This window comes from Sediminibacterium salmoneum NBRC 103935 (assembly GCF_000511175.1).
Taxonomy (GTDB): domain Bacteria; phylum Bacteroidota; class Bacteroidia; order Chitinophagales; family Chitinophagaceae; genus Sediminibacterium; species Sediminibacterium salmoneum.
This window is the reverse complement of record NZ_KI866530.1, coordinates 2,312,864-2,326,707: the sequence shown is the minus strand read 5'-3', so window position 1 is coordinate 2,326,707 and position 13,844 is coordinate 2,312,864. Positions and strand designations below refer to the sequence as shown.

Sequence of the window (13,844 nt, the reverse complement as noted above, 5' to 3'; positions counted from 1 at the left end):
GTATAGCCCAATAATATTGGTAATTTGTAGGAACCATGAGAAACATATTGCTTCTACTAAGTATGATCTTCTGTGCTGAAATAAGCGCACAGGATACCATTTCAAAAAAAGACCTTCTATCGGCATCTAAGCTTTTTCATTTACAATTCACAGAAAAAGAAATTGATACCATGTTTGAGGGTGTAAAAGACAACTTAAGGGTTTATACCAGTATGCATAAAAAAAGCATACCCAATAGTATTCCCATGAGTCTTTGGCAAAATCCGGTTGTGCCGGGTCTGGAACTTCCCACCAAACAGAAACCCATTAAATGGAAATTGAATAAACAGGTGCAGCTTCCAAAACAGTTGTCAGAACTGGCTTTTTATAGTGTATCCGATTTAGCAGCACTTCTTAAATCCAAAAAAATAAGCTCGGTAGAACTTACCCGATTTTTTATCAATCGTATTCGCCAATACGGAGATAGTTTACAATGTGTTATCTCTATTACCGAAGACCTTGCCTTGGATCAGGCCCAAAAAGCAGATGAAGAAATAGCTGCCGGAAAATATAAGGGCTTATTACATGGTATACCCTATGGTTTAAAAGATTTGTTTTCAGTTAAGGGAACCAGAACTACCTGGGGCGCAGCGCCGTACAAAGATCAGGTAATAGAAGAAGATGCCTATGTATACAATCGTCTTTCAGAGGCGGGGGCAGTATTGGTTGCTAAGTTTACACTGGGTTCATTGGCCATGGGTGACTATTGGTTTGGCGGCAGAACAAAAAATCCCTGGAATCTAAAAACAGGATCTTCAGGATCTTCTGCAGGTTCGGCATCAGCAACCGTTGCCGGACTGGTTCCCTTTGCCATTGGAACAGAAACCTGGGGTTCTATTATCTCCCCTTCTTCAACCTGTGGTGCCACGGGTTTAAGACCCACTTTTGGACGGATTAGCAGAACCGGTGCAATGGCATTAAGCTGGAGCTTAGATAAAATTGGTCCCATTTGCAGATCTGCAGAAGACGCTGCAATTGTATTTAGTTATATACATGGAACGGATGGATTAGACAGATCAGCCTTGAATGTTCCTTTCAATTATCAGCCAGATGCAGAAGTGAAAAAACTTCGCATTGGATATGCTAAAAACTATTTTGATTTAATCAGTGATACATCCAGAAATGAATGGAAGGTGCTAAATATGTTTAAAGAACAGGGCATTGAATTGATACCGGTTGAGTTTCCCGACACGGCAGTATATAAAGCAAATATCATGGATGTAATTATTAGTGCCGAATCTGCCGCAGCTTTTGATGATTTAACTCGTTATAATATTGATGATGAATTAACCAGACAGGGACCATTTGACTGGCCGAACAGTTTCAGGGTTTCCCGACTTGTTCCTGCTGTTGAATACGTAAACGCCAACAGAATGCGTTACGAACTGCAGCAAAAAATACATGCGGCATTGAAGGATATCGATGTATTGATATGCCCAACCAGAGGAAGCGGAAATCAATCGGCTATTACCAATTTAACCGGTCAGCCGGTAGTATGCACTCCTACAGGATTCGATAAAAGAACAGGGCTTCCTACCAGTATCAGTTTTATTGGAAATTTATTTGACGAGGCATCCATTTTGTTGGCAGCTAAATATTATCAATCCCTGACAGATTGGGAAACCATATTCCCTCCTTCTTTCATTAAATAGCAGTTAATGTTTAAGTTCAACAACAAGCCACTTGCTATCAGTGTAAGTATATTGCTATTTACGGGATTCATCCTTTTACTTTACACGTTAACCCAATCGGGGAAAAATATTGAGACTGCCAGGATGAAAGTGCTGGAGGATAAAAATAAACTAACACCCCATCAGGCAACCATTCAATTACAAAACAGTAAAAGAGCCATCATCAATGGATTTTTTAATCCCGGCTTTTCAGCTAACAAGTGGTGGATTTTTACAGAAACTCCGGCTGAAGCAGGCTATTTTCTCCAGGTGGCTAATCCCCATATCAATGAAATCAGAATCTATACAATAAAAAACAATCAACCGGAGCTTGCTTATGAATCGGGCGATTATTTTCCTTTTGAAAAAAGAGTACTCGACGATCCTGATTATTGGTTTGCTATTCCTGATAATACGGAAGGGCTGTTGATTGAGGTTGATAAAAGAGGGGAGTCTTTAGAGGTACCCATCAGGGTGATTACTCAAAAAGAAACAATTAATTATCTCTCCAATCAAAAAATGGTATACGGTGTTTTTTTAGGTTGGATGATTTTTCTGGGCTTGCTGAATATTTTTTTATGGTCTTCATTAAAAGACAATATCCATGTTTTTTATATTTTATTCATTGGGTCGTCAGCATTATGGGTGATAGCAAACTGGGGATTAGGCTTTCAATATTTTTGGCCCAACACCCCCGATTGGGCCAGTAAGGCAAGACCTGTTTTTAGCACAACCTCCTTTTTATTAATATTGGAACTGGCCAGCCGTTATTTTACACCCGATGAAAGAAAACCTCTTTACATAGGGTTCACCAGAATTTTACAATCACTGTTAATCCTTCTATTGGTTGTATTTGTATTTGGCAATATAGTTATGGCCAATCAGCTGATTCGACTATTGACTTTGAGTATTGCCAATATACTCTGGTTTATTTCTATGCTGACCGTAATATTTTTTATTGCGAAGAGCTATAAAAAGATGAAAACAATTGCATTGTTTTTTCTCATTGCTTTTCTTGCACAATCCGTTTTTGGAATTTTGATCATTTTGTCTCAATACAATTTAGAGGCAGATTGGGTATTCTTTATTAATCGATATGGTTCAGCAATTGGTATTCTTGCCAACAGCACTATTCTTTCCTTTGGTTTAAGCCAGCGGTATAATTATTATAAACAGGAAAGAGAGCTTGCAGAGCAGGAGCTGGTTAATGAGAGAAACCAACAAGCGGATAGAATGATTCAGGCCCAGGAAGAAGAACGATCAAGATTGGCCAGAGAGCTGCATGATGGATTGGGTGGACTGTTGGGAAGTATACGAATAGGCGCTTTCAACAAATTGAAAACGGATGTCGCTAATCAGGAATGGTTAGACACTCAATTATCGGAAGCCATTGAGGATTTAAGAAATATAGCACATGATCTAATGCCGGTTAGCTTGCCCGAAAAGGGTTTGGTATATATTTTAGAAAAAACAGTTTCCCGTTGGAATGCAGCTAATCAGTTTGTAACGCATCTGGATTCCAGTATCAGTAAGCGATATCCATTGCCTGTTGAAGCCGGCTTATATAGAATTGTTTCTGAATTAATTTACAATGTAAAGAAACATGCACAGGCAACAGAAGTTTTTATTTCCATATGGGAAGAAAAAAACAATGAAACCATTACCCTGCTGGTAGAAGACAATGGCATCGGTTTTTCATCTAATAAAAATGCCGGAATTGGATTAAAGAATATCCAATACAGGGTGGCGTATTTAGGTGGAAAAATTTCTATTGATTCCAACACAAATGGTACTAGTATTGTAATTGAAATATCCGGACTGAAAACCCCCTCTCATGCCCAATAGAACCAAAATTGCCATTGCAGATGATCATAAAATTTTTGCTGAGGGAATCCGAAGCGTTTTAAAAGAACAGGATTGGATAAACTGGGTTGGGGAAGCATTCAATACCAGGGATGCTGTTCAATTGTATATTGACAGAAGGCCAGATATTTATTTATTGGACTACCATTTTCCGGATGGAACGGGTTATCAGGTTGCCGAGAAGATTTTGTTTCAGTTTCCGGAAGCCAAAATCATCATTCTCAGCATGGAGAACGATCAGGATATTATGCTGGAATGCAAAGCCCTGGGTATAAAGGGATATATCATTAAAAATCTTTCATCCGACGAATTGATTGAAGCAATAGAAACGGTTTTGCACAATCAATCCTGTTTTATGTGGGGTAACGATGCTCCAGCTTTGATGAATGAAACCGAAGGGGGACTAAGCAAAAGAGAAAAGGAAATTGTATCACTCATCAGCAAGGGCTTGACCAGCCAGGAAATTGCAGATGCTATTAATTTGAGTGTTTTGACCATAAATACGCATAGAAGAAATATCTTGCGCAAATTAAATCTGAAAAATACGGCCATGATGGTTCAATATGCCCGTATTAACAAATGGTAAAATACCCTTAATGAGAAAGTCCTTATTGTTTACAGCACTGGCTGCCCTAACTTCCTGTACAACGTATAAACAAATAGCCGTTCAGCCCGCTGAATCTATAAAGGAACTGAAGTATTTACATACTTATACTGTCCCCTTTAATCTGCAATACAAAGAAACCACAGTTGGGGGTTTGTCTTCTATTGACTACGATGAAAAGTCAGATTCTTATTTTCTGGTTTGCGATGATCGGTCCTCTATAAACCCGGCAAGGTATTATACAGCAAAAATCAATATTGGAGAGAAAAAAATTGATTCTGTATTTTTCACCAACAGGTATTTCTTACTAGATCAGAATGGTAAGACTTACCCCGGAAACAAGGAAAATCCTTTCAGGGTTCCTGATCCTGAGGGTATGCGTTATATTCCATCTGGTCGTAACCTGGTTTGGTCAAGTGAAGGGGAAAGACTATTCAGAGCAAAAGATACCATATTGAATAATCCGGCCATTCACCTGATTAATAAGGCAGGTATGTGGAAGGATAGTTTCAGGATGCCAGAAAATTTAATGATGTCTGCATTGGAAAAAGGACCCAGACAAAATGGAGTGCTGGAAGGAATGAGTTTTACCCATGATTTTCGTTATCTCATGACCAGTGTGGAAGAACCACTTTATGAAGATGGACCAAGGGCGGCACTAGAGAAAAATCAGGCAATGATTCGTTTTTTTGAATTTGATACAAAAAAGAAAAAGTCAACCAGACAGTTTGCTTACCAGCTTGAATCTGTTGCTCATTTGCCCAATCCCGCAAATGCTTATTATATAAATGGGGTACCAGAGTTTTTATACATAGGAAACAATCAACTACTGGTGTTGGAAAGATCTTATTCAACCGGAAGAGTTCCCTGTACCATCAGGATATTTTTAGCAGATTATAATAATGCAACAGATGTATCCTCGCTGGGATCTTTAATAAACAGAGAAGCATACCAGCCCATGAAGAAAACATTATTGGTGAATATGGACCAGTTGGGAATTTATACAGACAATATTGAAGGAATTACCCTGGGACCACTGCTTCCTAACGGCAACAGGTCTGTGATTCTGGTTTCCGATAATAATTTCAGCCCTTTGCAACAAACACAGTTTATGTTACTTGAACTAATCACAGATAAAAAGTCCGATAAATAATGAGTATACGCTCATGTATATTAAAGGTAAATCTATTCGTAACTCTTTGGATGTTTGTTTGTATGACATCCTGCAAATCCCCGGAAAAGACGGGTCTTCCCCATATTATTATTGAAACAGGCTATGGTGAAATTGAAATTGAATTGTACACGGATAAAGCACCTTTAACCGCTAATGCATTTTTGCGTTATATTGATTCAGGTTACTACGATCAGTCCAATTTTTATCGGGTATTGAATATGTACAATCAACCCTCCAATGCCCCCAAGGCTTTTTTAGTACAGGGGGGAATCTGGAAATCGAACAATGAATTGGCGCAAAGTCTTCCGGGTATTCCACACGAAAGCACCAAACAAACAGGCATATTACACAAAGAAGGTACCATCTCTATGGCCAGAAACGAACCGGGATCAGCCGGCCCTGAATTTTTTATTATGGTGGAAGATGAAACGGGCTTTGACTTTGGCGGAGAGAATATGGAAGACGGACTGGGTTTTGCGGCTTTTGGTTCAGTAGTTAAAGGAATGCCGATTGTAAGGAAAATACATAATCTGAAAGAAGCCAATCAATACCTGCAACCACCGGTTTATATACACACAATCAGAAGAAAGTAACCTCCTTCTGAATCAAGAATGAAATAAAACAAAACTTATCGTTGTGCAGGCAGGTATTCATATACCACTTCAAATGCCTGTTTTTTCAAAGAAGGAATTCCCTGACCAATTTTTAAATCCTTCCATTGCGGCGTGGGTTCGCATACCCAGTAGGGGTTTCCCTTGTACATGATAGGATTGCTCTGTGGCGCATCAAACTGAACAGCAACGGTTACGTGTTGCGGATAGGATAAAACGATCATTGGAAGGTTGTAAATTTCTTTTACCAGATAAAAGAAAAAGGCAGCCCTGTCTTCGCAATCGCTGTAAGCTGAATACAAAGTTTGTTCTGGTGAGAAGCGCATGTCTTTTCCGTAAATGGCCGCATCGTTTTCAAATGCGAAAGATGATCTTGTTAGGTGCATCAGGTAATCCACTCCTTTTTTCTGATCCATTTTTGCCACCACATCCTTTAATGCAGGAATCAATGACTGATAAGTCGTATTACTTAAAGGTGCCGTAAACTGCATGGCATATTCAACGGAAGGATAGTTGTTGAATAGTTTGTTAATAGACTTGTTCACTTTTACCTTAAACTCATAATTCCTTTGTCCATAAGCAAACTGAAGCGGCTTAATTTCATACAGTGCCGGATTAAAATCGGGCATCCGGTTTATTTTGTAAGAGAAGGCTTTTGCTAAATTATTTCTCTTAACCAATTCTATATTTTTAAAAGCACCGGCATTAAAATCAATATTGCTACCATAATCGTGATAGTTCAGGCAAATGTATTGTGTGCCATTCAACACCATCGAAGGTATATCATACACACTTTCACCAGACTGAATATACATGAGCAATGTATCGTTTCTCAATCGGGTAATGGCATCGTAACCCGTCTGATTGAGTAAAAACCATTTGTATAAAGTGTAGCGATGATAATTGTCTTTTTTAGGACTGATGGCCTCAGCGGTGGTTCTGATTAACTGATAATACAACCAGTCGTCCAGTTGCTTTTCGTTTTTATAAGCTAGCAGATTATTAACCAGTTCCTGAAAAGGCAGTTGATTCAGGGCAACATAAAAACCTTCAATCACCGAATGGGTCAGCGGGGTGGTTAATGAAACCTTTAATTGATGAATAGCAGGGGTATGTACTGTATCCCCATAGAAATCTACGTAAGATGTTTCTGCAGTTATTTTGTTCTGCTGAGCCAGTGCGGGCTTCCCAAGTATACAGCCCCAAAGAATTAATATGGTCCAGACACTCTTTTTCAACGATAGAGGATTCAACTGAAGTTACAAAAAGGTAACAATTAATTAATATTAAGTTTTTTCAAAGCCTTGTTAAAAACCAGTATTCTCCCCTTTTTGCCCTATTTACGGTTAAATTTGCTCCATAATTAAGCCATGCCTTTTCAATTACACACGAATTATCAACCTGCAGGAGATCAGCCCAAAGCCATTGAAGCCCTGGTGCGTGGCGTAAACGAAGGCGAGCAATACCAAACTTTGCTGGGCGTTACCGGAAGTGGTAAAACCTTTACCATTGCCAATCTGATTCAACAGGTACAGCGCCCCACCCTGGTTTTAACGCATAACAAGACCCTGGTGGCCCAGTTATATGGGGAATTCAAACAGTTTTTTCCTGAGAACGCCGTTGGGTATTTTGTTAGTTACTACGACTATTATCAGCCGGAAGCCTATATGCCTGTTACCGGAACCTATATTGAAAAGGACCTCAGCATTAATGAGGAACTAGATAAATTAAGATTACAGGCCACTACCCAACTCCTGAGCGGCAGAAGAGATATTATTGTAGTAGCCAGCGTTAGCTGTATTTATGGTATGGGTAATCCTACCGAATATGAAAACGGAATTATCCGGATTCAAAAAGGACAGGTATTGTCGAGACAGGGATTTTTACATTCATTGGTTAACTCTTTGTACAATCGTTCACAGGGCGATTTTACCCGCGGAACCTTCAGGGTAAAAGGTGATACGGTCGACATTAATCTGCCCTATGTGGATTTTGGTTACCGCATTACTTTTTTCGGAGACGAAATTGAAGAAATAGAAAGCATTGATACGGCTACGAATAAGCGCATTGGCCTCATGGATGCAGCGGCCATATTCCCCGCAAACCTTTACCTGGCGCCCAAAGACATGATTACGCAAGTGATGCATGAGATTCAGGATGAAATGATGCTGCAGGTTGAATATTTTAAATCGGTGGGCAAGTTTATTGAAGCATCCCGGTTAAAAGAAAGAGTGGAATACGATCTGGAAATGATCAGAGAGCTGGGCTATTGTAACGGTATTGAAAACTACTCAAGGTTTTTTGACAGAAGAAAGCCAGGCACCCGCCCCTTCTGTTTACTCGATTATTTCCCAAAGGATTTTTTATGTGTGATTGATGAAAGCCATCAGACCATTCCGCAAGTGGCGGGTATGTATGGAGGTGACAGAAGCCGTAAACTGGTATTGGTTGATTATGGTTTCCGATTACCCAGTGCTATGGACAACCGACCGCTTAATTTTCATGAATTTGAAAGCCTGACAGGTCAGACCATTTTTGTAAGCGCCACTCCCGGTGAATACGAGCTGGAAAAAACGGGGGGCGTTGTGGTAGAGCAGGTAGTACGTCCTACCGGCTTATTGGATCCCCCTATTGAAATAAGACCCAGCACCAACCAGATTGATGATTTACTCGATGCCATAGATGATCGGGTTAAAAAAGGTGACCGTGTGTTGGTAACCACCCTTACCAAAAGAATGGCGGAGGAAATGGATAAATACCTTGGAAGAATCAATATCAAATCCAAATACATTCACTCCGATGTAGACACTTTGGAACGCGTAGAAATTCTACGGGACCTGCGTTTGGGCGTAATTGATGTATTGGTGGGTGTGAATTTATTGAGGGAGGGATTGGACCTGCCGGAAGTTTCGCTGGTGGCTATTTTGGACGCAGACAAAGAAGGGTTTTTGCGCAACGAACGTTCCTTAACGCAAACGGCGGGTCGTGCTGCAAGAAATGTAAACGGCCTGGTTATTTTCTATGCGGATAAGATGACAGAAAGTATGCAGCGGACCATTGACGAAACCAACAGAAGAAGAGCAAAGCAGATTGCGTATAACCAGGAGCACAATATCATTCCCACAACGGTAACCAAAAGCAAGGAGCAGGTATTTGCTCAGACTTCTGTGCTGGATATCAAGGGCTATGATCCATCCAATCCTTATGCCGTGCAGGCCGATGCGCCACTGGTGGTACATGCTGCTGAAGAGCAGGAAACTTTTAGTACTATTCCGCAGGTGGAGAATGCGATTAAGAAAGTGAAGAAGGAAATGGAAAAAGCAGCCCGTGATTTAGATTTTATTGAGGCGGCAAGATTAAGAGATGAAATGTTCAACCTGCAAAAAAAGCTGGAAGGCATGAAATAATTCTTCCTGCACAGAATTCATTAAATTTAAGCAAGCATATTTTTGATTCATGAAAAAAACGGTACTCTTTCTCCTCACGATGATACCCTTTGTAATGCAGGCTCAAACGCCCTACTATGCGGAGCGCTTCCGACCTCAGTACCATTTTTCTTCACAGAAAAACTGGATTAATGACCCGAATGGCCTGATTTATCACAATGGAGAATACCATTTGTTTTATCAACACAATCCCTTCGGAAACAATTGGGGTTTTATGAGCTGGGGACATGCAGTGAGTAAAGACATGGTGAAGTGGACGCCACTACCGCTGGCACTAAGAGTAGAGGGAGGTAAAATGGCTTTTTCCGGATCGGTTGTATACGATGCAAAAAACACCAGTGCACTAAGCAATAACAAAGAGAATCCACCGCTGGTGGCTGTGTTTACGGCACACGACAGTCTTAATCAATCCCAGCACCTGGCGTATAGTATAGACAATGGAAGATCCTGGAGCAGGTATTCCGGTAATCCTGTTCTTGATTTAAACATGACTGATTTCCGAGATCCCAATGTATTCTGGCACGACAGGTCAAAGCAGTGGGTGATGGTAGTGGCCATGCCCAATGAAAAAATGATTTCTTTTTACACTTCTTTTAGTTTGAAACAGTGGACCTATCAAGGCGACTTTGGTCCCATTGGTGATACTTCTGGTGTATGGGAGTGCCCTGACTTAATTCAGGTTCCGGTGGTTGGAGAACCCGACAAAAAGAAATGGGTGTTGCTGGTTTCACAGAACTCCAGCATGCAATATTTTGTGGGGGAGTTTGATGGATACAAATTCTACAATGAGAATCCTTCCAATAAAATTGTGCGTCCCGATTATGGCAGTGATTATTATGCAGCTATCACCTATAAAAATACACCTGATAAAATTCCGGTTTCTGTAGGATGGGTAAACAACTGGAATTATGCCAATGAAATTCCCACCAATCCCTGGAAAGGGGCCATGTCTATTCCCAGAAAACTGGCGGTGAAAAAAATGGGATCGGAGTGGGTGCTGGTACAGGAACCCATCAAAGCCTTGCGTGCCATGCGTTCTACGGGTCAGGTATTGAATGGACCCATTGCAGTAAAGAATGGTTATACCCTTCCTTTCCGCAGCAATTGTTTTGAAATGGAAGTAGATCTAAAGCCTGCCATTACCAGCATCAGTGGGATTAAAATTGCCGTAGGAGGTAATCGTAGTTTTGTGATCGGATACGACGCCACTTTGGAACAACTCTTTATTGACAGAACCAATACACCTTCCGGGTTCAGCAGACAGTACCCTTATTTTGCTAAGAAGAATGCGTATTTAAAACAGCAAAACGACAAGGTGAAACTGCATATCTTTTTTGATAAGAGCATTATTGAAGTATATGCCAATGATGGCGAATTGGTTTTCACTTCTCAGATATTTCCGGAAGAAAATGATACAGGTATCGAGTTCTTCAGCGACGGAAATGTTTCTGTCTTCGAAAATATCTGGTTCTGGCCCATGAGATCCATCTGGAAATAAACACGATCTTTGCACAGTAAAATAATACTATGAGTTTCAGGAATTTTAAAATGGTCAGTTATGTGGTTTTCGGCCGCGGAAGTTTTAATCAGTTAGATGAAATTTTAACGCCGCACAGAAAGGGAGATGCACCCATGGTGTTTTTGGTAGACCATTATTTTGAAGGCAAGGCTTTACTCAATAGAATTCCTTTAAGAGGAAAAGATAAAATCATATTAGCAGACGTAACCTATGAACCCAAGACCACACAGGTAGATGCATTGGCCCGTTCTTTAAGAGAAGAGTTCGGAACCATCAGCGGAGTAATTGGAATTGGGGGCGGATCTACCATGGATTTGGCCAAAGCGGTTTCTTTAATGATGACCAATCCGGGTTCCTCTGCAGATTATCAGGGCTGGGATCTTGTGCAGGTTCCGGGTGTGTATAAAGTAGGTATTCCAACCTTAAGCGGAACAGGAGCTGAAGTGAGCAGGACTACTGTATTAACAGGACCTACCCGTAAACTCGGAATGAATTCTGATTTTACTCCTTTCGATCAGATTGTGCTGGATCCTGAATTAACCAAGGATGCGCCAGTGAATCAGCGTTTTTATACAGGCATGGATTGTTATATCCATTGCATTGAAAGTTTGGAAGGCACGTACTTAAATGAGTTCAGCAAAAGCTATGGCGAAAAAGCCTTACAGCTTTGTCAGAAAGTATTTGTGGAGAAGAATCATTGGGACGATGAATCGGATGACCAATTGATGATGGCATCTTATGCAGGTGGAATGAGCATTGCTTATTCTCAGGTGGGAGTTGCGCATGCGGTAAGTTATGGTTTAAGCTATTTACTCGGCACCAAACATGGTATCGGCAATTGCATCGTGATGAATCACCTGGAAGAATACTATCCTGCCGGTGTGAAGGAATTCAAATTAATGGTGGAGAAAAACAATATTGAAATTCCACAGGGAATTTGCAAAGGTCTTACCGATGAGCAATTCGAAACCATGATGAATGTATCCCTGGGCATGAAGCCCTTGTGGGAGAATGCTTTGGGCAAGGATTGGGAAAAAATCATGACCCGCGAAAAACTCAGGGCCCTATACGAGAGATTGTAATTAACTTTATAAAAGCTTAGCCGCTTTAATTAAATCTTCGGGCGTGTCTATTTCTACTCCCATGTATTGGGTCAATACCATTTTTAACGGAACCCCGTATTCCAGGTAACGAAGACATTCAATTTTTTCAGCGGCTTCCAGTGGGGTCATGGGCCAGTTGGTAAAATGAATCAGTGCCTGTTTTCTGAAAGCGTATACACCAATATGTTCGTAGTAAGCGATGGTAATGCTTTTGTCTCTGGCATAAGGAATAACACTTCGTGAAAAGAACAGCGAATTCATATTTCTATCTACAGCCACTTTTACATAGTTAGGGTCTTCAATTGATGCGGCATCTTTTAGTTCCTGCATCAAAGAAGCTACCTTTACTTTTTCATCGGCAAAAACCGCCAGTAATTTTTCCAACGGATCTTTTTGTACAAAGGGCTCGTCTCCCTGTACATTTACAATAATGTCTACGTCCATGTCCGCTGCCGCTTCTGCAATCCGGTCGCTCCCACTCTCGTGATTTTTTTGGCTCATCACCGCCTTACCGCCGTGGCTGGTTATTTCTTTGAAAATAATATCGCTGTCGGTTACCACTACCACATCGTTGAACAATCCCGTTGCCATTGTATTGTCATAGGTATGACGAATCACGGATTTGTTTCCCAGTTGCTGCATCAGCTTGGCAGGAAAACGGGTAGCTGCGTAACGTGCAGGAATCATCGCAACAATCTTCATATAGAAACTTTGTACAAAGATGCACTACCTCGGGCTGAAGTAGAAAAAAATGATTCGGAAATATTAATACTGGGTTTTTATTGAGTTGTCGAAAGGAATTTTTAGCTGATAGTTGAGTTGTTCATCTGTACTGTCATCTAATACATCCAATCCGTAACGTAAAGAATCTACGGGGGTGTAATTATAAGTTCCGAATAAACGGTCCCAGATAGAAAAGATATTGCCGTAGTTGCTGTCTGTCTGTGGTTGTTTATAGTGATGGTGCACTTTGTGCATATTCGGAGAAATAATGATCCAGCTAATGGCATTGTCTAACCAAAGTGGCAGGCGCATATTCGCATGATTGAACTGAGACAAAACCGCACTTAAACTCTGGTACAACATTACCAGCCACATGGGCGCTCCGCAGATAATTACACCAATGGTTGTGAACACCGCTCTGAAAACACTTTCACCCGGATGGTGTCTGTTGGCAGTGGTGGTATCTACATGGGTGTCTGCATGATGCACCATATGAAACTTCCACATCCACTTTATTTTGTGTTCAATGAAATGAATAAAATAAGCGCCAACCAAATCAAGTAATAATAATCCACCAATCAGCATTACCCAGGCTGGCAGGGTGGTCAATTGCAATAAACCAAATTGGTTTGCAATGGCCCATTCGCTGGCTTTTACAATTACCAATGCAAAAGCAAAGTTGATGATAATGGTAGTGGCTGTGAAAAACAGGTTAATGCCTGCGTGACGGTATTTATTGTATTTGAACCTGGCCAATGGTACAATCCCCTCAACAATCCAGAAAAACAATATACCCCCAGCCAATATCAGCGCTCTGTGTAAGCTAGGAATAGTATTGAAGTAGTCAATAATGGCATCAATCATCTGACGTTAATTTAAACACAAATTACATTAAAAGATTTTTGTGTAGGTGGTATAAATATTCTATCAATAATTAAAACTCGTACCCAATTTTCTTAGCATATGCAATTAATTCGTGGCGAGTATTAATGCCTAGTTTCATGTAAATCCGATTCCTGTAATATTCAACATTTTTATCACTGCAAAACCAATTATTGGCTATCTGAGTAATAGAATAATTTAGTATATTAA

At 40.5% G+C, this 13,844-nt stretch carries 12 protein-coding genes; 8 read left to right on the top strand and 4 right to left on the bottom strand.

The window, feature by feature from the left end; genetic code table 11:
- The first annotated feature begins 35 nt into the window (after positions 1–35).
- The 5 genes from P767_RS0110920 to P767_RS0110900 all read left to right on the top strand — a co-directional run bounded on the left by P767_RS0110920 (position 36) and on the right by P767_RS0110900 (position 5,943).
- Positions 36–1,691, top strand: coding sequence for an amidase (locus P767_RS0110920; protein WP_026764524.1), 1,656 nt, complete (start codon positions 36–38; stop codon positions 1,689–1,691).
- A gap of 6 nt (positions 1,692–1,697) precedes the next feature.
- A complete protein-coding gene (locus P767_RS0110915) occupies positions 1,698–3,554 on the top strand; it encodes a sensor histidine kinase (protein WP_026764523.1) in 1,857 nt (618 codons plus the stop codon).
- Positions 3,544–4,158, top strand: coding sequence for a response regulator transcription factor (locus P767_RS0110910; protein WP_026764522.1), 615 nt, complete (start codon positions 3,544–3,546; stop codon positions 4,156–4,158). Before P767_RS0110915 ends, P767_RS0110910 begins: the two co-directional genes overlap by 11 nt.
- 10 nt (positions 4,159–4,168) lie before the next feature.
- The gene (locus P767_RS16820) at positions 4,169–5,329 is read left to right on the top strand and encodes an esterase-like activity of phytase family protein (RefSeq protein ID WP_037352687.1); all 1,161 of its coding nucleotides are present in this window, start codon (positions 4,169–4,171) and stop codon (positions 5,327–5,329) included.
- A gap of 62 nt (positions 5,330–5,391) precedes the next feature.
- On the top strand, positions 5,392–5,943 hold the full coding sequence (locus P767_RS0110900; protein ID WP_245586877.1) for a peptidylprolyl isomerase: 552 nt from the start codon (positions 5,392–5,394) through the stop codon (positions 5,941–5,943).
- A gap of 35 nt (positions 5,944–5,978) precedes the next feature.
- Here P767_RS0110900 and P767_RS0110895 read toward each other — a convergent pair whose 3' ends face one another.
- Entirely contained in the window at positions 5,979–7,199 is a 1,221-nt protein-coding gene (locus tag P767_RS0110895) for a hypothetical protein (RefSeq protein ID WP_026764520.1), read from the bottom strand.
- 132 nt (positions 7,200–7,331) lie between these two features.
- Between P767_RS0110895 and uvrB the strand changes: the two genes are divergently transcribed.
- Genes uvrB through P767_RS0110880 form a run of 3 tightly spaced genes read left to right on the top strand, consistent with a single transcriptional unit; the run spans position 7,332 to position 12,008 of the window.
- Entirely contained in the window at positions 7,332–9,368 is a 2,037-nt protein-coding gene (gene uvrB, locus P767_RS0110890; RefSeq protein WP_026764519.1) for an excinuclease ABC subunit UvrB, read from the top strand.
- Between the two features lie 49 nt (positions 9,369–9,417).
- Entirely contained in the window at positions 9,418–10,905 is a 1,488-nt protein-coding gene (locus tag P767_RS16815; RefSeq protein ID WP_084799924.1) for a glycoside hydrolase family 32 protein, read from the top strand.
- Between the two features lie 29 nt (positions 10,906–10,934).
- On the top strand, positions 10,935–12,008 hold the full coding sequence (locus tag P767_RS0110880) for an iron-containing alcohol dehydrogenase family protein (protein WP_026764518.1): 1,074 nt from the start codon (positions 10,935–10,937) through the stop codon (positions 12,006–12,008).
- Positions 12,009–12,014: 6 nt separating this feature from the next.
- On the opposite strand, the gene kdsB is transcribed toward P767_RS0110880, so the two are convergent.
- From kdsB to P767_RS19170, 3 genes are all read right to left on the bottom strand, one after another.
- Positions 12,015–12,731, bottom strand: a complete 717-nt coding sequence (kdsB, locus tag P767_RS0110875; RefSeq protein WP_026764517.1) for a 3-deoxy-manno-octulosonate cytidylyltransferase — start codon at positions 12,729–12,731, stop codon at positions 12,015–12,017.
- Between the two features lie 63 nt (positions 12,732–12,794).
- A complete protein-coding gene (locus P767_RS0110870; protein WP_026764516.1) occupies positions 12,795–13,616 on the bottom strand; it encodes a sterol desaturase family protein in 822 nt (273 codons plus the stop codon).
- Positions 13,617–13,686: 70 nt separating this feature from the next.
- Positions 13,687–13,815, bottom strand: a complete 129-nt coding sequence (locus P767_RS19170) for a helix-turn-helix transcriptional regulator (RefSeq protein ID WP_407636328.1) — start codon at positions 13,813–13,815, stop codon at positions 13,687–13,689.
- Positions 13,816–13,844 lie beyond the last annotated feature (29 nt).